Source organism: Cellulosimicrobium sp. BMG9.22, assembly GCF_059159975.1.
This window is the reverse complement of the sequence record NZ_JBZGBY010000021.1, coordinates 1-18894: the sequence shown is the minus strand read 5'-3', so window position 1 is coordinate 18894 and position 18894 is coordinate 1. Positions and strand designations below refer to the sequence as shown.

Here is an 18894-nt window from a genome sequence, read left to right as displayed (position 1 = left end):
CGCCTGGTTGAGCCGCCGCCGCACTTCTGTCGTTCGCGCCCGCGTACATGCTCTGTGGATCCTCGAGTAACCGCAGTTGCGCATCCAAGACGCGAGCGCCCTCGCTGAGTGAGACCGACCAGGGCGGCAAGGACTTGTTCGCAGTAGCGCAGGTATCGACGACCCGTTCCGATAGTGCATCCCTACCTCCCGCTGCGAGCCCGCCACCGCTTGGCGATGACCGCGCCCCCTGACATTCGCATGCGCCACTCGGCCATCTCGACGCTGACATCGAACTGACCGGCGATGGTCTCCGGCGAACGGCCGTACATCGCCGCACGCTTGGCCGCTTCAGGCGGTATCAGTAGCGCCCCGGCGAGTTCGGCCGCCTCCTGTTCCTGCACCTTCCCCGCCCCAGTGCACCCGCCGTCCTCGTCGAGCCACGTCGTGCCGAGCACGTGCTCGGCAACGATGTGTGCCACCTCGTGGGCAAGGTTCGAGCGCACTCGAACCGGCGAGTGGGCAGGATTGAACACGATGATTTGCCCGGTCCCGCTCCGTATCAGCCCTGCAGACCACAGATGCGGCGCGAACCGAGTGAAGTGGGCTACTGCGACCTCGCTTGCACCGACAGCTGCCGCCGAGACGATCGGGATGCTGTACTCCTCCGACCACCGGTCGAAGTCGAAGGGGGATTGGCCGTCCAGATCGAGTTCGGAACGCACTTCGCTCGCGAGCCTCTGCAGCGCGGCCTTGGATGCTGCTGCCATGCAGTCATCCGTCCGCCGACTGGCGGGCACGTACGTGCCGCAGCGTCGCGGAAAAGATCTCCTCGAGGTACCTCTTGTCGTCATCTGCGAGGTCTCGCCGAGCACGAAGTAGCGCGCTCACCTCGCTGGCGAGCTCCGGCGGAGGAGCACCGCCCTGGCCGCGCGTGGTCGCTGAAGCAGCTGGATCGACGAGAAATTCGTCGGCAGACATGTTCAGCCAGCGCGTGATCTTCGCGTACGAAGGCAGGTCAGGCTGCTGACCGTTACGAAGTCGAGACAGGAGCGCCGGGCTGACGCCTATCTCTCCGGCGGCTTGGCGCCAGGTGCCCCCCTGGGCTGTGATCCTTGCCTCCAGGACACGTGCCAACTGCTCGACGTTCACCGTTCGACTCATGGCTCCAGTGTCTCCACGACTCGAGCGTATCAGTAGCGACACGCGGTTGCGCCACCGAACCGAGACAGTTACGGTACAGATACGGCGTTGCAACAGCGCAACCCCCGGATGTATGGAGGAATTTGATGGCCACCAACACGGGCAAGAGTCACCGGCGAGGGGCGGTAACTGGCCGGTCCCAGACCTACAACCCGCGGACCAAGTCGTTCGTGAAGCGGGACTCTGGGACAGGCCGGTTCATGGACGGCAAGAGCGATGGGCGTCCGTTCAAGGGCGTCAGGAAGGAGAGCTGATCATGGCTCGCAAGCGATACGACGTGGTCTACCAGTCCGTCTCGGACAAGTGGAACGTGACGCACCAGCAGACCACGCTCTCGACGCACTTCACCAAGGAGGCGGCCGTCAGCGCCGGCGTCGACGTGGCGAAGCGCAACGCGCCGAGCCAGTTGTTCATCCACCGCAAGGACGGCACGATCGAGGACGAGCGCACCTACGGCGACGACCTCTACCCGCCGCGCGGGTGACGCGTCGACAGCCAGTCGGGCGGGCTGCCCACGTTCTTTAGCAGCCCGCCCGCCAGATCTCTGAGGCACGGAGGAGTCTCCCAATCCGGGCCAATGAGAGTTCGAGACTGGCTCGTCGATAGTGGTCGGCGCGGCGTTGTGGCGTAGGCGGTGTCCGGGAGCTCGGCCGGCGGGACGAGCCCGCCGAGCCCGTCACACCACCTGCCGCACCTCAACCCGGCGACCCCGGTCCTTCGCCGCCGCCTTGAGTATTGCCTCAGCCGCTCACAGCGCCGATAAGATTGCAGTGTCTCTGCAGGGATCCGCACCACGCGCGCCCTGTCGCGCACCTCTCGCGCCGTCCCGCGTGGGCGCGCGCCCGGCCCCCGGTACACCACCTCTCCCTGACTCGCCGCTCATGGCGGTTCCCCTTGGCATCGTCGAGAGAACGCTCTATCGTGTCCGTGGGAGCGCTTCCACTGGTTCCCTCGGTCGGCAGAGCCGCCGACCGGACGAGCGCGGGACGACGAGGTACCGCGCGTGACCCACCGAGGTGAGACGTCGTGCCCGACGACACAGCACGCACACCCTTGTCCGCACCACACCGCCCGGACGGCGTCCCCGCGCGGGGGCCCGGCCGCCGTCGGCCCCGAAGACGCCGACTCGCGGCGGGAGCCCTCGCCGCCGTGCTGGCGGCGAGCGGCCTCGTGGCCGTCCAGTCGACCGCGGCCGCGGCGGACGTGATCGACGTCGGCTCGGGCAGCTACACCACGGTCCCCCCGGGGCCGACGCCGAGCGGCTGCGCGGCGATCAACGACGACGCGCGCGCCTTCGTCACCGAGGACGCGCCGAGCACCCCGCTCCCGACGAACGACTGGTGGTCCTCGCTCGCCTTCAAGCGTCTCGACTGCCAGTGGAGCGCGCCGCTGCACGCCCACCCGGCGTCGTACCAGCCGGACGCCGCGGGCATGGGCATCTCGTACACCACCACCCCGACGATCTCGGGGAGCGGCGCCGGGGTCTCGGAGTACCACTTCCCGTACCACGAGGACCTGCACGCCGGTGTCACCGGGCTCGAGGCGCCCGACGTCGACGTCGACGACTGGACCGACTGGACCGTCTCGCCCCGCTGGGACGACGGCACGCAGACCCTGCGCGCGACCATCGGGCACGGCCTGCCGTTCGCCTGGTTCGAGGCGACCGGCGGCGACGCGGTGCTCACCGCGAGCGACGGGGCCGACGTCTGGCTGGACGACGGCGCACGCCTGGGCCTGGAGGTGAACGGGCACGACTACGTCGCGTTCGCGCCGCCCGGCGCGGACTGGACCCGCTCGGGCGACTCGTTCACCGCTCCCCTCGGCGGCGAGGGGTTCTTCTCGGTCGCCGTCCTGCCCGACGTCGACCCCGCCGCACGCTCCGGCCTCGCCGACACCTTCGCGGGCGCCGCCTACTCCCCCGTCACCGGCACGACGGCGGACTACAGCTACGACGAGACGACGTCGCAGGTCACCACGACCTACGCGCTCGAGACGACGCCGTGGGCCGGCACCGGCGAGCCCGCCGGCACGGTCGCGGCCCTGTACCCCCACCAGGCGGTGCACCTCGCGGGCACCGCTCCGGCGTCCGAGCCGCTGGACGCGACCTACACGTCGGCCCGCGGGGACCTGACGGTGCTCGCGGGCATCGACTCGTTCACCACGGTCGACACGTTCCGCGGCGTGCTGACCGAGGTCCCCGCGGTCGCGACGGGAGTCGAGGGCAGCGCCGACCGCGCGCAGCTCGAGGCGTACCTCGACCAGGTCGCGGCGAACCCGCTCGACCAGCGCGGCAACGACACGTACTGGACGGGCAAGGCGCTCGGCCGCGCGACGCGCATCGCCGAGATCGCCGACCAGCTCGGGCGCACGGCGCAGCGCGACGCCGCCCTTGCCCAGGTCCGCACGCTCCTCACAGACTGGTTCACCGCGACGCCTGGCAAGGCCGAGCGGGTGTTCGCGTACGACGAGGACTGGGGCACGCTCATCGGCTATCCCGCGTCGTACGGGTCGGACCAGGAGCTCAACGACCACCACTTCCACTACGGCTACTACGTGGCCGCGGCGGCGACGCTCGCGCGGTTCGACCCGCAGTGGGCGCAGGACTACGGCCCGATGGTCGACCTGCTCGTCAGCGACGCCAACGGCTACGACCGCACCGAGACCCGGTTCCCCTACCTGCGCGACTTCGACGTCTACGCGGGTCACGACTGGGCGTCCGGCCACGGCGCGTTCGCCGCGGGCAACAACCAGGAGTCGTCGTCGGAGGGCATGAACTTCGCGGGCGCCCTGGTCCAGTGGGGCGAGGCGACCGGGAACACGGAAGCGCGCGACGCCGGAATCTTCCTGTACACGACGCAGGCGGCCGCGATCCAGGCGTACTGGCTCGACGCCGACGGCACGACCTTCCCCGAGGGGTTCGACCACGAGACGGTCGGCATGGTGTGGGGTGACGGCGGTGCGTACGCCACGTGGTTCACGGCCGACCCGGCAAAGATCCAGGGCATCAACTATCTGCCGATCACGGGCTCGCACCTGTACCTGGGGTACCGCCCGGAGCGGGTCCGGGAGGTGTACGGGCACCTCGAGACGGTCGCGGGCGGGCCGCCCGGCTCGTGGCAGGACATCGTGTGGAGCTTCCTCGCCCTCGGCGACGGCGAGGCCGCGCTCGACAAGGTCCGCGGCGGCTACCCGACGCCCGAGGAGGGCGAGTCGCGTGCGCACACGTTCCACTGGGTCGCGAACCTCGCCGCGCTGGGCACGGTCGACACCACGGTGTCGGCCGACCATCCGCTCGCCGCGACGTTCACGAAGGACGGCGCGCGCACCTACGTGGCGTCGAACGTCACCGCCGAGGACCTGACGGTCACGTTCTCCGACGGGACGACGCTCGACGTCGCGGCGGGCACCACCGCGACCACGGGAGCGCACACGTGGAGCGGGGGCGGCGCCGTCGGCGGACCGGGCCCCGACCCGGACCCGGACCCGGACCCGGATCCCGACCCGGACCCGGGCGACTTCGCGTCGACGCTGCACCTGGCCGCGGACGGGACCCTCACGACGACGCCCGGCGCGGCGGGGACCGTGCAGCTCGCGTCCGCCGGCGGCCAGAACCGGGACGGCACGCCGCACGAGCCCGCGACGTTCCTCGCGACGGACGTCACGGCGTCCTACGACGGCGGCGCGACCGCGTTCGCACTGCCCGTGGACGCGGGGACGACCGTCGGTCTCGCGGTGCGGGCCCGCGTGAGCTACGACCTCACGGGCGACGGGACCTGGGACCGCACGGAGACGTACGGATACTTCGCGACGGACCCGGTCCCGGGCCCGGAGTCGTACACGAACGTCAACCGGCCGGTCACCGCGACCGGGGTCCTCGGCGACCTCGACGGCGGCACGGTCAGGCTCGAGGTGTGGAGCGTCCTCGGCTCGGGGCTCCCGACGCTCACGACGGGTCCGGCCGCGACCCTCACGGTCCCGCTCCAGCCCGAGGACCCGGGGCCGACGGCGCTCGCCGTGACCACGACGAGCGAGACACGGTGCCTGGCCGGCAAGGCGTACGTCGCGGTCCGCGCGACGAACGGCGACACCGTCCCGGTGGACGTCACGCTCGAGACCCCGTTCGGCACGAGGACCGTGGCAAGCGTCCAGCCGGGCGCCTCGGCCTACCAGTCGTTCGCGGTGCGCGCACCGCAGGTCACGGCCGGAACGGCACGCACCGCCGCGACCGGCGACGGCCGCGCAGCGGCGAGCGAGACCGCGTTCACCGCACTCGACTGCGCCTGAGACGCAGAAGGCTCCGCCCGACCGGACCGGTCGGGCGGAGCCTGTGCGTCACGTCCCCTGCGCGATGGTGACACGGAGGACGAGGCCGGGCGCAGGGAGGGCGCGCGCGGTCGTGGTGGGTCTGGCGGGAGGCCGCGAGGAACGAGCGGCCGGATGGTAGACCGCGCGCGCCCTCCCGGAGCCCGGCCGGTGGTGCGCGAACCGCCCGGAGCCCGGCCGGACCCGGCCGGTCGTGCGCGAGACGCCCGGAAGCGGTCAGGCGTCCTGAGCTGGCGACCCGTCGTTCGCGGAGGCGATCTGACGGCGCACGTCCTCCATGTCGAGCCCCTTCACGGCGTCGACGACCTGCTTGAGCGCGGGCGCGGGGAGCGCACCGGGCTGGGAGAAGACGAGGATGCCCTCGCGGAACGCCATGAGCGTCGGGATGGACGTGATGTTCGCCGCGGCGGCGAGCGAGCGCTCGGCCTCGGTGTCGATCTTGGCGTGCACGACGTCGGGGTTCTCCTCCGACGACTTCTCGAACACGGGCGCGAACATCTTGCACGGTCCGCACCAGTCGGCCCAGAAGTCGACCAGGACGATGTCGTTGTCGGTGATCGTCTGCTCGAACGTGGTCTCGGTGAGTGCCTGCGTGGCCATGGGGGATCCTCCAGGACGGTTGGGGTCTGCCTGGTGCAGCAACCAGCCTGCCCGGGGTATTCCCCGCCCGCACCCGCGACCATCGCAACTCCGCGCACCGCCTGCCCCTACGCTGACCCTGTGACGAACGCCACCGCGCCCAGGCTCTCGCGCCGGACGATCGCCGGCTACGCCGCCGGCTCGGTCGGTACCGGCGGCTTCGGCACCCTGCCGGGCCTCGTGCTCCTCGTGTACCTGACGGACTCCCTCGCCGTCCCGGCCGCCGTCGCGGGCCTCATCGTCACCGGCGCGAAGGTGTGGGACGTGCTCGTCGACCCCTTCATCGGCTACGGGTCGGACCGCGACCTCGCGCGCACGGGCTCGCGCCGCCGCTTCATGACGATCGGCGCGCTGACGATCCCGGTGTTCTTCGCGCTGACCTTCGCCGCACCCGCCGCCGCGGGCCCGACGGCGGCGGCGCTCTGGGTCCTCGTCGCGTTCCTGCTCGCGGCGACGTCGTTCTCGCTCTTCCAGGTCCCGTACATCGCCCTGCCCGCGGAGCTCGACGCGACGTACGACGGGCGCACGCGGCTGCTCGCGTGGCGCGTCGCGGCGCTGGCCTTCGCCATCCTGCTGTTCGGTGCGGGCGGCCCCGCCCTGCGCGGCGGCGGCGACTCGGCGTCGGGCTACCTCGTCATGGGTGTCGTGTCCGGCGTCGTCATCGGTGCGGGCATGCTCGTCGCGTCGCGTGTGGCCCCGCGCTCGACACCGCCGCGCCCGCTCGAGGGCCTGGCTGCGGCCCGGAACGGTCCGACGGCGGAGCCCGGCCCCACGGCGGCGCGCGCCTGGCTCGTCGCCGTGGGTGAGGCCCTCGACGCCCTGCGCAGGTCGCGGCCGTTCCGCACGCTGCTCGCGGCGTTCGTCCTCCAGGCCGTCGCGACGGGCCTCATGCTCGCGGGCGCTGCGTACGTCGCGCGGTACGTCCTGCGGGACGAGGCGGCCGTGAGCTACCTCTTCGCCGCGCTCATCGCGCCGGCGCTGCTGTGCATGCCGCTCTGGACCCGGCTCGCGAGGCGCGGCGGCAAGGAGCGGGGGTTCGTCGTCGCGACCGTGCTGTTCGCCGTCGCGGCGCTCGGCATGCTGCCGCTCCTGTGGGCGCCGGGCCCCTGGGTCTACGTCCCGACGGCGCTCGCGGGCATCGCCTACGCCGGGATGCAGGCGCTGCCGCTCGCGATGCTGCCCGACGTCATCGCGCACGACGCGCGCACCCACGGCGCAGGGCGCGGCGGCGCGTTCAGCGGCGTGTGGACGGCGGGCGAGACGACCGGCATGGCGCTCGGGGCTGCGGCGCTCTCGGCCGTGCTCGGGGTCACGGGCTACGTCTCGACGCGGGCCGGCGAGACCGTCGCCCAGCCCGCGAGCGCCGTCGACGGGATCGCGCTCTCCTTCTCGGTCGTCCCGGCCCTCCTGGTGCTCGTGAGCCTGGTCCCGCTCGTCCGGTACGGTCTGCGCAGGGGGGACATCGACGACCCAGCACCGGAGCAGCCACGTGACCACCCCACCCCGACCGACCGAGTCCGCGACTGACCGGACCCCGGGCGACTCGCACCCCGGCGCCGCGCACGGCGCCGCGGTCCCGCTGCGCACCGACGGGATCCTCGAGCGGCTCGCGCAGCTCCGGGCGGCGGACGCGCCGACCCACGGCGGCCACGTGCTGTCGTACGTCTACGACCCGGGCCTCGCGGAGCTCGACGAGCTGGCCGCCGCGGCGGCTCGCGCGGTGCAGTCCGTCAACGGCCTGGACCCGACGACGTTCACCTCGGTCGCGGTCATGGAGCGCGAGCTCGTCGCCTTCGCGCGCGACATGCTGCGCGGCCCGTCGGACGGACCGGACGCCGTCGTCGGCACCGTGACCTCGGGCGGCACGGAGAGCTGTGTCCTCGCCGTGAAGACGGCGCGCGACGTCTTCCGCGCCGCGAACCCCGGCGTCCGGCCGCGGGTCGTGGCGCCCGTGAGCGTGCACGCCGCGTTCCGCAAGGCCGCGCAGTACCTCGACGTGGACCTCACGCTCGTCCCGGTCGAGCCCGCGACGGGCCTCCCCTCGCCCGGCGCGCTCGTCGCCGCGATCGACGGCGGCCCTGGCCTCGGCTCCGGACGCGCCACCGAGGTGGCGCTCGTCGTCGTCTCCGCGCCGTCGTACCCGCACGGGGTCGTCGACCCGGTGGCCGAGGTCGCGGCGGCGGCGCACGAGCGCGGCGTGCCGGTCCACGTCGACGCGTGCGTGGGAGGTTGGATCCTGCCGTTCTGGGAGGCCGCAGGCGGCGACGACGTCCCGGCGTTCGACTTCTCGGTGCCGGGCGTGACGAGCATCTCGGCCGACGTCCACAAGTACGGGTACGCGCCCAAGGGCACGTCGGTCCTGCTCGTGCGCGGGCGCGACCGCCAGCGCCACCAGTTCTTCGCGACGACCGGCTGGCCCGGGTACCCGGTCGTCAACGCGACCGCGTCCGGGTCACGCTCGGCCGCCCCGCTCGCCGCGGCCTGGGCCGTGAGCCAAGCGCTCGGCACGGACGGGTACACCGCGCTCACCGCGCGCTGCGTCCGCGCGACCCGCGCGCTGCACGAGGCGGTCGACACGATCGAAGGGCTGCGCGTCGTCGGCCGGCCCGTGGGGCCGCTGATCGCCGTGGCGACGGACGAGTCGGTGACCTCCGAGCGCCGCGTCGACCCGCACGTCTGGGCGGACGCCGTGCGCACGCGCGGCTGGGTGCTGCAGCCGCAGCCCGGCCTCGTGCAGGACGACGGCACGTGCCTGCCCCACACCACCCACCTCACCGTGACACCGGTCACGGAGGCCGGCCTGGCGGAGCTCGTCCCCGCGCTCGTCGCAGGCGCCGACGAGGTGCGGGGCACGTCTCGTCCCGACGTCTCCGACGTCCTGGGCTCGCTCACGGCCGCGCTCGGCACCGCGACGTCCGACGCCCCGGCGGCCCCGACGTCGGAGGAGGTGTGGGACGCGTTGCGCACCGCTCTCTCCGCCGACGGCGGCGGCACCGAGGCGGCGGGTGTCGTCCTGCCCGACCGGCTCGCGCCGCTCATGGCTCTCATGGGGGCCCTGCCCCCGCGCGTCGCCGAGCGGGCGCTCGTCGAGATCGTCGCGCGCGTCTCGGAGCCTGTCGTGGCGACGCTCGACGGGCCACCCGCCCAGCCGCTCCCTGGCGACCTGGACAGGTCGTGAACTCGCTCCCGCCCACGCCACGGGGTAGAACAGTCGCGTGACCGACACCGCCGACTTCCCGCCCGACGACTCCTCGCACGAGAACCCGCGACCCGCCGGGTGGCTCAGCGCCGAGGAGATCGCGGTCGCGCGCGCCCAGCTCCCGCTCGTCTACGTCGACGCCGTCCCTGTGCGCGTCGACGACTCGGGGGACGTCGTCGCGGTCGGGCTGCTCCTGCGCGTCACGCCCGAGGGGATGATGACCCGGGCGCTCGTGTCCGGGCGCGTGATGTTCCACGAGCGGATCCGCGACGCGCTCCTGCGGCACATCGAGAAGGACCTCGGGCCGGTCGCGCTCCCCCAGGTCCCCGCGTCGCCGCAGCCCTTCACCGTCGCCGAGTACTTCCCGATCCCGGGCATCACGTCCTACCACGACCCGCGGCAGCACGCGGTGTCGCTCGCGTACGTCGTGCCGGTCAACGGCGACTGCCGACCGCAGCAGAACGCGCTCGAGCTCGCGTGGCTCACGCCCGAGCAGGCGTGCAGCGACGAGGTCCAGCTCGAGATGCGCGGCGGCCAGGGCGTGCTCCTACGCCAGGCGATGGCGCACGTCGGCCGACTGCCGTGAGCGGTCCGTCCGAGGCGCCGGCCCCCGTGGGCGGGCGGACGGCCGTGCCCGACGGCGATGCTCCGGCTCCGTCGGGCGGTGCGCCGCTGCTCGTGGCACGGGTGCTGCACGCGCTCGTCGCGCTCACCGCGCTGACCGGCGTCGTCATGGAGCTCGTGATCGCGGTCATCGACGGCCCGGGAACCGCGCCGGACCAGACCGAGCGCCTCGTGCGGCTGTTCAGCTACTTCACCATCCAGTCGAACCTGCTGATCGGGGTCGTGTCGGTCCTCCTCGTGCTGCGACCGGAGCGCGACGGACGCGTCTTCCGGGTGCTGCGCCTCGACGCCCTGCTGTGCATCGCCGTCACCGGCATCGTCTACAACACCGTGCTGCGCGGCCTGGGCGAGCTCAGCGCCGCAGGCGAGGTGTCCAACACCCTGCTGCACCTGCTCGCCCCGCTGCTCGCCGTCGCGGCCTGGGGGCTCGTCGGGCCCCGGCCGCGCGTCGACGCCGTCACCGTGTGGTGGTCCGTCGCCTACCCGCTCGCATGGATCGCCTACACGTTCGTGCGGGGCGCCGTCGTCGGCTGGTACCCCTACCCGTTCCTCGACGTGGGCGAGCTCGGTCTCTCGCGCGCGCTCGTCAACACCGCCGTCGTCGCGGTCGTCTTCCTCGCGCTCGCGTGGCTCGTGCGCCTCGTCGACGCGCGGCTGCGCCCCGCACCCTGAGGCGCAGGACGACCGGCCGACCGGCGCGGGAGCCGTAGTGATCGGGGCGGTCAGCCCGTGAGCTCGAGACGGGGCCAGTCCTCGAGATCCTCACGCATCCGTCGGTCGTGCGTCGCGACGACGACCGCCGCGGGCGTCACGCGCAGCGCCTGCGTCAGCTCGTCGACGAGGTCGATCGAGAGATGGTTCGTCGGCTCGTCGAGGATCAGCACGTGCGGGGCGGCGAGCAGCGCCCGCGCGAGGTCGAACCGGCGCCGCTGCCCCGCGGACAGCTCGCGCAGCGGCCGCTCCAGGTCCTCCTCCGTGAGCAGCCCGAGGAAGGCGACGGGGACGAGGTGGTCCGGATCGAGCCGCCCCGCGTCGAGCAGCTCGAGGGCCTCGCGCGCGTACTCGTCGAACCCGGTACGGTCCTCGGCGCCCGGCGGCAGCGACGGGCCCTCCTGGTCGACGACGCCCAGCCGGAGCCCCTCGACCGCGGACCGGGCACCCCGGTCGAGCAGGAGCTGCCCGGCCAGGGCCGCGAGGAACGTCGACTTGCCGCTCCCGTTCGGCCCGGTGACGAGCAGCCGTCCCGAGGGCGGGATCGCGACGCGCGTGCCGGGCAGGTCGAGGCGCGCGGCGTCGTCAGGCGCGCCGGACACGCCTCGCCCGGACGAGCCCGCGGGCCGACCGACGCGCGGACTGCGCAGCTCGACGACCGGGTCGCCCGGGTCCCACCCGGGCGCCATCGCGGGCAGCTCGGGGAACACGAGCTCGAGCGGCGGGACCGGCACCTCGACCGCCTCGGCCTCGAGCTGCTGGAGCCGGCGGTCCGCGGCCTTGACGTGGACGCGCGCGCGGGTCGCGCGCCGGTGCTTCTGGCTGCCCTTCGGGGGGCGCCACTCGTCCGACAGCCCCTCGTACGAGGCGTCGAGCACGGCCGCGAGCTTCTCGGCCCGCTTCTGCTCGGCGCGGAAGCGCTGACGCCAGCGGTGCAGCGCCTGGTTCTTCGCGAACCGGTACGACAGGTAGCCGGGCTGGCCGTACAGCACAGGCTTGCCGTCCATCGACGGGTCGAGGTCGAGGATCTCGGTCGCGACGTCGTCGAGCAGCTGACGGTCATGGGTGACCATCACCACACCACCGCGCCAGGCGACGAGCTCGCCGGTGAGGAAGTCGATCCCGCCCGTGTCGAGGTGGTTGGTCGGCTCGTCGAGCAGGAGCAGGTCCGCACGCTCCGCGAGGCGGCACGCGAGGCGCACCCGGTAGCGCTCGCCGACCGACAGTGTCGCGAGCTCGCGGTCCCGGTCGCGGCACGCCCCGAGGCGGGACAGCGCGACGTCGACACGGCGGTCCGCGTCCCACACCGCGAGGTGCTCTGCGCGCGCGAGGATCTCGGTGAGCTCCGCGAGGTCGCCGGCCTCGTGGTCGAAGTCCCGCGCCGCCGCCTCGAGCTCCGCCGTGACCGCGCGCAGCCCGCTCAACGTCGCCGTGACGAGCGACCCGACGGTCTGTCCGGGCACGACCACGAGCTCCTGCTCGACGAGCGCGAGGGAACCGGCGCTGCGGACCTCGCCGCGGCTCGGGACGAGGTCGCCCGACAGCACGTGCAGGAGCGTCGACTTGCCCGTGCCGTTCTCCCCCACCACCCCGAGCCGGGTGCCCGCCGCTACCCGGACGCCCACACCGTCGAGGACGGGGCGCCCGGGGTAGGCGAAGGCGAGGTCGTCGGCGGCAAGGTGCACGGGCACAACCCTAGGGGGCGCCAGGCCCCTGCGAGATCGACCCCTCTGTCGCGAGATCGACCTCCCGAGGGTCGATCTCGCCCGTCCGGGTCGATCTCGCGGGCGGGTACCGTCGTGGTCATGAGCGCTCCCGCCACCGACCGCGCACGCCCCGCGCGCGTCGTCCTCGCCGCCCTGGCCGACGTCGCGTGCGTCCTCGCGCTCGCGAGCGGCGGACTCGCGACGCACGCCGCCGACGAGGGCATGGCCCGGCTGTTCGTCGTGGCCTGGCCGTTCGCGGCCGGCACCGCGATCGGCTGGCTCGTGACGCGGGCGTGGCGTCGCCCCTGGCGCCTGTGGCCCGCCGGCGTCGTCGTGTGGGGCTGCACGTGGGCGCTCGGCGTGCTGCTGCGGGTGCTCACCGGCCAGGGTGTGGCTCCCGCCTTCCAGCTCGTGGCCTTCGGCTTCCTCGCGCTCACGATGCTCGGCTGGCGCGGCGTGGTCGCGCTCGTCGGCGTGCTGCGTCCCGCGGACCGCCGACGGAGGGAGGCCGAGCTCGCGGGCCGCGCGCCGCGCGACCCCGACGGTCCTACCTCGGCGTGAGCGCCGCGACGATCTCGGGGGCGAGGGCTCGGAACGCCTTGCCGCGGTGGCTGATCGCGTTCTTCTCCGCCGGGGTCAGCTCCGCGGCGGAGCGCGACCCCGCCCCTCCCGGCTGGTCGTCGGGAAGCAGGATCGGGTCGTAGCCGAACCCGTTCTCCCCGCGTGGCGCCGTGAGCAGCGTCCCGTGCATCGCGCCGGTGCGCACGACCTCGCGACCGTCCGGGGTGACGAGGGCGGCCGCGCACACGAAGCCGGCGCCGCGGTGCTCCGGCCGCACGTCGCCGAGCTGGGCGAGCAGCAGCTCGAGGTTCGCGACGTCGTCGCCGTGGCGCCCGGCCCAGCGCGCCGAGAAGATGCCAGGCGCGCCGCCCAGCACGTCGACGGCGAGACCGGAGTCGTCCGCGACCGCGGGCAGACCGGTGGCCGCCACCAGCGCGCGGGCCTTGATGAGGGCGTTCTCGGCGAACGTGACGCCATCCTCGACGGGCTCGGGCGCGCCGACGTCGCCCGCCCCGACGATGGCAGCCGGCCCGAGCTCCAGGCCAGGCTTTGCGTCGAGCTCGGCGGCGAGGATCGCGCGCAGCTCGGCGATCTTGCCGCGGTTGTGGGTCGCGAGGACGAGCCGCGCGCCGTCGGGCACGACGACGCCCGAGACCTCGGGCGAGCGGCTGGCGGACGCCGCGGCCCCGTCGGCCGTGCTCACCGTGCGTCGCCCGCGAGCGCCGCGCGCTGGATCGCCGTGAGGTCGGCGGTCCCGGCGACGGCGAGGTCGAGGAGCGCATCGAGCTCGGCGCGGTCGAACGGCGCGTGCTCGGCGGTGCCCTGCACCTCGACGAACGTGCCCGAGCCGGTGACGACGACGTTCATGTCCGTCTCGGCGCGCACGTCCTCGACGTACGGGAGGTCGAGCATCGGGACGCCGTCGATGATGCCGACGCTCACCGCGGCGACCGAGTCGGTGAGCACGGGCTTCCCGCCCTTGATGTGTCCGTGCCGCTGGCCCCACGCGACGGCGTCCGCGAGCGCGACGTAGGCGCCGGTGATCGCGGCGGTCCGCGTGCCGCCGTCGGCCTGGAGCACGTCGCAGTCGAGGACGATCGTGTTCTCGCCGAGCGCGGAGACGTCGATGATCGCGCGCAGAGACCGGCCGATGAGGCGCGAGATCTCGTGCGTGCGCCCGCCGATCTTGCCCTTCACGGACTCGCGCTGGCTGCGCTCGTTGGTCGCGCGCGGCAGCATCGCGTACTCGGCGGTGACCCAGCCCTCGCCCGACCCCTTGCGCCAGCGCGGCACGCCCTCCGTGAACGACGCCGCGCACAGCACGCGCGTGCGGCCGAACTCGACGAGCACGCTCCCCTCTGCCTGGTCGAGCCAGTTGCGGGTGATCGTCACGGGGCGGAGCTGGTCGGGCGTGCGGCCGTCGACGCGCACGACGGGCGCGGGCGTAGCCGTGGAAGAGGTGGGGATGGTCATGCCGCCACCCTACCGACCACCTCGCCGGCTGAGCGCGCGCCGCTGAGTGCATGAAATAGTCGCGCCGGGGACCGTCGACCGCGACTATTTCATGCACTCAGCGTCAGAGGTCGAAGACCGCGCCCGTCGTGGCGACGTCGACCGGGCCGGCGTACGCCCCGCGGGCCTCGGCGCGCGAGCGCTCCGGGTCGTTCCACGCCGGGAGGTGCGTGAGCACCAGACGGCGCGCGCGGGCCGTCGTCGCGATCTCGCCCGCGCGCCGGCCCGTGAGGTGGATGCCGCGCTCGACGGCGTCGTCGCGACCCTCGTGGAACGCCGCCTCCGAGAGCAGCAGGTCGGCGTCGCGCGCGAGCTCGACGACGCCGTCGCACGCGTCCGTGTCGCCCGTGTAGGCGAGGACGGCGGTCTCCCCCGGGCGCAGTGACGACGGCCCCGTGACGCGCACCCCGTACGCCTCGACGGGGTGGAAGACGCGGTACGGCTCGAGCGTCAGCGGCCCGACGCGCACCGGGGAGCCCGGCTCCCAGACCCGCACGTCGAGCTCCTCGCGCAGCCCGTCGCCCGGCTCGGCGCCGTAGGCCGCCTCGATCCGTTGCGCGCCGTCGGACGGCCCGAGCACGGGCAGCCGGCTCGGCACACCCGTGCGCGCCGACCCGCGCACGGGGTGGTAGCGCAGGTACACGTACAGGCCGCACACGTCGACGAAGTGGTCAGGGTGCAGGTGCGACAGCGCGACCGCGTCGAGGTCGAGCGGCTCGACGAACTGCTGGAGCGCCCCGAACGCCCCGTTGCCGAGGTCCAGGACGACGTTCCAGTCGCGCGCCTCGAACCCTGCGGCCGCCGCCTCGGCGGCCGGGACCTGCACGAGGTACGACGACGCGGGCGACCCCGGGCCGGCGAAGGACCCCGAGCACCCGACCGTGACGAGGCGCATCAGGCGGCCTCCACGGAGAGGACCTCGGGGCCGAGGAACCGCCGCGCGAGGTGCTCGAACGGCTCGGTGCTGCCCGTGGCGAGGAAGCGGTGACGTGGCGGCCCGGCGTCGCGCGAGCGCTCGAGGTCGTGCGCGACGAGCGTCCGGTAGACGTCCTTGGCGGTCTCCTCGGCGCTCGAGACGAGGGTGACCTCCTCGCCCATGACGTAGGAGATCGCGCCGGTGAGCAACGGGTAGTGCGTGCAGCCGAGCACGAGCGTGTCGACGCCCGCGGCCTTGACCGGGTCGAGGTAGCGGTGCGCGACGTCGAGCACCTCCGGCCCCGACGTGACGCCCTGCTCGACGAGCGGCACGAACTCCGGGCAGGCCTGGGTCGTGAGGGTCAGCCCGGGCGTCACGGCGAAGGCGTCCTCGTAGGACCGGGACGTGATCGTCGCGCGCGTCCCGATGACGCCGATGCGGCCGGACCTGGTCGCCGCGACCGCGCGGCGTGCGGCCGGCAGGATCACCTCCACGACCGGGAGGCCGTGGCGCTGCGTGTACCGCTCGCGCGCGTCGCGCAGCACGGCCGACGACGCCGAGTTGCACGCGATGACGAGCATCTTCACGCCGTCGTCGACGAGCTGGTCCATGATCGCGAGCGCCATCGCGCGCACGGCCGCGAGCGGCTTGGGTCCGTACGGGCCGTTGGCCGTGTCCCCGAGGTACAGGAGGGACTCGTTCGGAAGCTGGTCGAGGATCGAGCGGGCCACCGTGAGCCCGCCCACGCCCGAGTCGAAGATCCCGATGGGAGCGTCGTTCACCCGCCCGAGCCTACTGGCGCCCTCGCGCCGGGGCCGCACCGAACCGCGCTCCCCCGCTGTGGCAGCGCCCACAGGCCGGCGAGTCCGGCCCGACGGCGGACGGCGGGTTCAGGAGCGTGGGTGACCGCGGCCTGCCCGCAGGTCTGCGAGCATCCCGTCGACGAGCGACTCCTGCAGCAGGCCCGTGAGGAGGAAGACGCTGACGAGGAACCGGCGCGCGGCCGAGCCGTCGTCGGGCTCTTCCGGACCGTCGTCCCCCTCGGCGTCGAGCTCGTCGTACAGCCCTTCCACCTGGGCATCGGTCCGCAGGTCGAGCCGGTCCGCGAGCACGAGCCGCACGTCCGTGAGCGCGGCGGCGACGGCGTGCGCCTCCTCGCGTCCGACGACGAAGGGGGCCGCGGTGGCCGGCTCGCCGTCCACGAGCATCTGGCCGAGCAGGACGAGGCGGTCGACCTTCTGGGCCGCGAGGTCGTCCTGCGTGAACCGGCGGAACTCCGCGGCGACGCCCGCGTCGTCGGACGCGTCGGGCAGCAGACGGCGCACCGCGGGGTCGAACGGAGCCGTGACGTGCGGCGCGTCGTGGGGCCCGTCGCCCGCGGGTACCGGCGGCACCGGGCCGGTCCACCCCGGCGGCGACCACGCGCCGTCGGACGGGCCGCCCGGCCCGGCGGGCTCGCCGAGCCTGTCGGGGACCTGGTCCTGCAGCATCTGCGCGACGTCGCCCGCGAGCTGCGCGAGCACGATCCGCTCGGGCGGCTCGAGCTCCGCGACGTACCCGTCCGCCTCGCTCCGGAACGGTCTCACTGCTCGCCGTCCTTCTGCATCGTCGCCCACAGCCCGAACGAGTGCATCGCCTGCACGTCGACCTCCATCCGTTCACGGTCTCCCGTCGACACGACCGCCCGGCCGTCGTGGTGGACCTGCAGCATGAGCTCGTTCGCACGGGCGGAGGAGTACCCGAAGTACGACTCGAACACGTAGGCCACGTAGTTCATGAGGTTCACCGGGTCGTTCCAGACGAGGGTGACCCACGGGCGGTCCGGCTCGACGAGGCTCTCGGTGCGCGTCGCCTCCTCGGGGACGGTCACGGACGCCCGTGCCGCCGGGGCACGGGTGAAGATCGGCTGAGCACTCACGCCACCACTGTATTCGGGGGCCCTGCCGTGCTCGCGGCCCTGTCAGGCCCCGAGCGCCCGGTCGCTGCCCTACCGTGTTCCGCATGAGCCTCGTCGAACCGGGCAGCGACGCCCCTCCCGCCGCCGACAGCGCTGCCGCACAGCGCCGGCCACACCAGCCGACCTACCTCCCGACCGCGTCGACGGCGCTCCTCACGGACCGCTACGAGCTGACGATGCTGCAGGCCGCGCTCGCCGACGGCACCGCGCACCGCCACTGCCTCTTCGAGGTGTTCACCCGGCGTCTCCCCGCCGGACGGCGGTACGGCGTGCTCGCCGGCACGGGACGCGTGCTCGAGGCGCTGTCGTCGTTCCGGTTCTCCGCGCACGAGCTCGACTGGCTGCACGCGGAGTCCGTCGTCGACGACCGCACGCTCGATTTCCTCGCGGGCTACCGGTTCACCGGGTCGATCACCGGATTCGCGGAGGGCGAGGTGTTCTTCCCCCAGTCCCCGGTCATGACGGTCGAGGGCACGTTCGCCGAAGCGGTCGTCCTCGAGACCCTCGTGCTGTCGATCCTCAACTACGACTCCGCCGTCGCGTCCGCGGCCTCGCGCATGACGAGCGCCGCCGTCGAGCGGCCGTGCCTCGAGATGGGCGCCCGGCGTGCGCACGAGCAGGCGGCGGTCGCAGCCGCGCGGGCCGCCGTCGTCGGTGGGTTCGCCGCGACCTCCAACCTCGAGGCAGGCCGCCGCTACGGCCTGCCGACCATCGGCACCGCCGCGCACGCGTTCACGCTCCTGCACGATGACGAGGAGTCTGCCTTCGCGTCGCAGGTCGCCTCCCTGGGGCCGGGCACCACGTTGCTCGTCGACACCTACGACGTGCGCAAGGGCGTCCAGAACGCGGTCCGCGCCGCCGGCGGTGGACTCGGCGCGGTGCGGCTCGACTCGGGGGACCTCGGCGTGCTCGCCGTCGAGGTGCGGCGGCAGCTCGACTCCCTCGGCGCGCACGACACCCAGATCGTCGTGACCTCCGACCTCGACGAGTACGCGATCGCCTCTCTCGCCGCCGCGCCCGTCGACACCTACGGCGTCGGGACGTCGCTCGTCACCGGCTCCGGTGCCCCGACGTGCGGCATGGTCTACAAGCTCGTCGCCCGCGCCGACTCCTCCGGCGTGCTCCAGCCCGTCGCGAAGGCGTCAACCGCCAAGACGAGCACCGGGGGTCGCAAGGTCGCCGCCCGACGCTACGGCGACGACGGCCGCGCCGTCGAGGAGGTCGTCGTCACCGGTCACGACGCCGCGCTCCGGACCTGGGACCCCGACGGCGACGCCCGCCTCCTGCAGGTGCCGCTCGTCGTCGACGGCGCGGTCGACTCGCGCTGGGTGGGGTCGTACGGCGTGCAGAACGCCGCGAACCGGCACCGCGAGGCGCGCGCGGAGCTGCCCCGCGGCGCACGACGGCTGTCCGCAGGCGACCCTGCCATCCCGACCGTCGTCGAGCACCTCGCCTGACGCCGCGGGTCGCCGGCCGAGGCAGAACTCCGGTCGGTCGAGGTAGAACCGTGGTTCGCCGAGGTAGAGCCGTGGTTCCTTGTCGGACGGCGGTGGTCGCCCTGGGT

The 18894-nt window shown here is 73.6% G+C and carries 18 protein-coding genes; 8 read left to right on the top strand and 10 right to left on the bottom strand.

Going from position 1 to position 18894, the window contains the following annotated elements:
* Positions 1-182: 182 nt before the first annotated feature.
* Together AC4H2H_RS14055 and AC4H2H_RS14050 are read right to left on the bottom strand one after the other, a co-directional pair.
* A complete protein-coding gene (locus AC4H2H_RS14055) occupies positions 183-749 on the bottom strand; it encodes an ImmA/IrrE family metallo-endopeptidase (RefSeq protein ID WP_494371435.1) in 567 nt (188 codons plus the stop codon).
* Between the two features lie 4 nt (positions 750-753).
* Positions 754-1143: a helix-turn-helix domain-containing protein gene (locus tag AC4H2H_RS14050; protein WP_494371434.1), complete on the bottom strand. Its 390-nt coding sequence runs from the start codon at positions 1141-1143 to the stop codon at positions 754-756.
* Positions 1144-1438: 295 nt separating this feature from the next.
* Between AC4H2H_RS14050 and AC4H2H_RS14045 the strand changes: the two genes are divergently transcribed.
* The gene (locus AC4H2H_RS14045; protein WP_494371433.1) at positions 1439-1666 is read left to right on the top strand and encodes a DUF2188 domain-containing protein; all 228 of its coding nucleotides are present in this window, start codon (positions 1439-1441) and stop codon (positions 1664-1666) included.
* A gap of 542 nt (positions 1667-2208) precedes the next feature.
* A complete protein-coding gene (locus AC4H2H_RS14040; protein WP_494371432.1) occupies positions 2209-5466 on the top strand; it encodes a glycosyl hydrolase in 3258 nt (1085 codons plus the stop codon).
* Positions 5467-5721: 255 nt separating this feature from the next.
* Here AC4H2H_RS14040 and trxA read toward each other — a convergent pair whose 3' ends face one another.
* Entirely contained in the window at positions 5722-6105 is a 384-nt protein-coding gene (gene trxA / locus AC4H2H_RS14035; RefSeq protein WP_494371431.1) for a thioredoxin, read from the bottom strand.
* 120 nt (positions 6106-6225) lie between these two features.
* Between trxA and AC4H2H_RS14030 the strand changes: the two genes are divergently transcribed.
* The 4 genes from AC4H2H_RS14030 to AC4H2H_RS14015 are packed head-to-tail and all read left to right on the top strand — an operon-like array spanning position 6226 to position 10639.
* Complete coding sequence (locus AC4H2H_RS14030; protein ID WP_494371430.1) at positions 6226-7671, top strand: MFS transporter; 1446 nt, start codon at positions 6226-6228, stop codon at positions 7669-7671.
* Positions 7634-9322, top strand: a complete 1689-nt coding sequence (locus AC4H2H_RS14025) for a pyridoxal phosphate-dependent decarboxylase family protein (RefSeq protein WP_494371429.1) — start codon at positions 7634-7636, stop codon at positions 9320-9322. Before AC4H2H_RS14030 ends, AC4H2H_RS14025 begins: the two co-directional genes overlap by 38 nt.
* A 37-nt stretch (positions 9323-9359) precedes the next feature.
* Positions 9360-9929: an NUDIX hydrolase family protein gene (locus AC4H2H_RS14020; protein ID WP_494371428.1), complete on the top strand. Its 570-nt coding sequence runs from the start codon at positions 9360-9362 to the stop codon at positions 9927-9929.
* Positions 9926-10639 carry a Pr6Pr family membrane protein gene (locus AC4H2H_RS14015; RefSeq protein ID WP_494371427.1) on the top strand — a complete coding sequence of 238 codons (714 nt, stop codon included), beginning with the start codon at positions 9926-9928 and terminating at the stop codon, positions 10637-10639. The genes AC4H2H_RS14020 and AC4H2H_RS14015 overlap by 4 nt, the downstream gene beginning before the upstream one ends.
* Before the next feature lie 50 nt (positions 10640-10689).
* Here the strand turns inward: AC4H2H_RS14015 and AC4H2H_RS14010 are convergent, their stop codons facing one another.
* Positions 10690-12363 carry an ABC-F family ATP-binding cassette domain-containing protein gene (locus tag AC4H2H_RS14010; RefSeq protein WP_494371426.1) on the bottom strand — a complete coding sequence of 558 codons (1674 nt, stop codon included), beginning with the start codon at positions 12361-12363 and terminating at the stop codon, positions 10690-10692.
* 120 nt (positions 12364-12483) lie between these two features.
* Between AC4H2H_RS14010 and AC4H2H_RS14005 the strand changes: the two genes are divergently transcribed.
* Positions 12484-12945 carry a DUF3054 domain-containing protein gene (locus tag AC4H2H_RS14005; protein ID WP_494371425.1) on the top strand — a complete coding sequence of 154 codons (462 nt, stop codon included), beginning with the start codon at positions 12484-12486 and terminating at the stop codon, positions 12943-12945.
* On the opposite strand, the gene rdgB is transcribed toward AC4H2H_RS14005, so the two are convergent.
* From rdgB to clpS, 6 genes are all read right to left on the bottom strand, one after another.
* Positions 12932-13585 carry an RdgB/HAM1 family non-canonical purine NTP pyrophosphatase gene (rdgB, locus tag AC4H2H_RS14000; RefSeq protein ID WP_494371486.1) on the bottom strand — a complete coding sequence of 218 codons (654 nt, stop codon included), beginning with the start codon at positions 13583-13585 and terminating at the stop codon, positions 12932-12934. The genes AC4H2H_RS14005 and rdgB overlap by 14 nt on opposite strands.
* A 59-nt stretch (positions 13586-13644) precedes the next feature.
* The gene (gene rph, locus AC4H2H_RS13995; RefSeq protein ID WP_494371424.1) at positions 13645-14418 is read right to left on the bottom strand and encodes a ribonuclease PH; all 774 of its coding nucleotides are present in this window, start codon (positions 14416-14418) and stop codon (positions 13645-13647) included.
* A gap of 103 nt (positions 14419-14521) precedes the next feature.
* A complete protein-coding gene (locus tag AC4H2H_RS13990; RefSeq protein WP_494371423.1) occupies positions 14522-15352 on the bottom strand; it encodes an MBL fold metallo-hydrolase in 831 nt (276 codons plus the stop codon).
* Positions 15352-16155 (bottom strand): glutamate racemase, encoded by an 804-nt coding sequence (gene murI, locus AC4H2H_RS13985; protein ID WP_494371422.1) that lies wholly within the window; start codon positions 16153-16155, stop codon positions 15352-15354. The genes AC4H2H_RS13990 and murI overlap by 1 nt, the downstream gene beginning before the upstream one ends.
* Before the next feature lie 108 nt (positions 16156-16263).
* Positions 16264-16959 carry a DUF2017 family protein gene (locus AC4H2H_RS13980; RefSeq protein ID WP_494371421.1) on the bottom strand — a complete coding sequence of 232 codons (696 nt, stop codon included), beginning with the start codon at positions 16957-16959 and terminating at the stop codon, positions 16264-16266.
* On the bottom strand, positions 16956-17243 hold the full coding sequence (gene clpS, locus AC4H2H_RS13975) for an ATP-dependent Clp protease adapter ClpS (RefSeq protein WP_494371485.1): 288 nt from the start codon (positions 17241-17243) through the stop codon (positions 16956-16958). The genes AC4H2H_RS13980 and clpS overlap by 4 nt, the downstream gene beginning before the upstream one ends.
* 131 nt (positions 17244-17374) lie before the next feature.
* Between clpS and AC4H2H_RS13970 the strand changes: the two genes are divergently transcribed.
* Positions 17375-18787 carry a nicotinate phosphoribosyltransferase gene (locus AC4H2H_RS13970; protein ID WP_494371420.1) on the top strand — a complete coding sequence of 471 codons (1413 nt, stop codon included), beginning with the start codon at positions 17375-17377 and terminating at the stop codon, positions 18785-18787.
* Positions 18788-18894 lie beyond the last annotated feature (107 nt).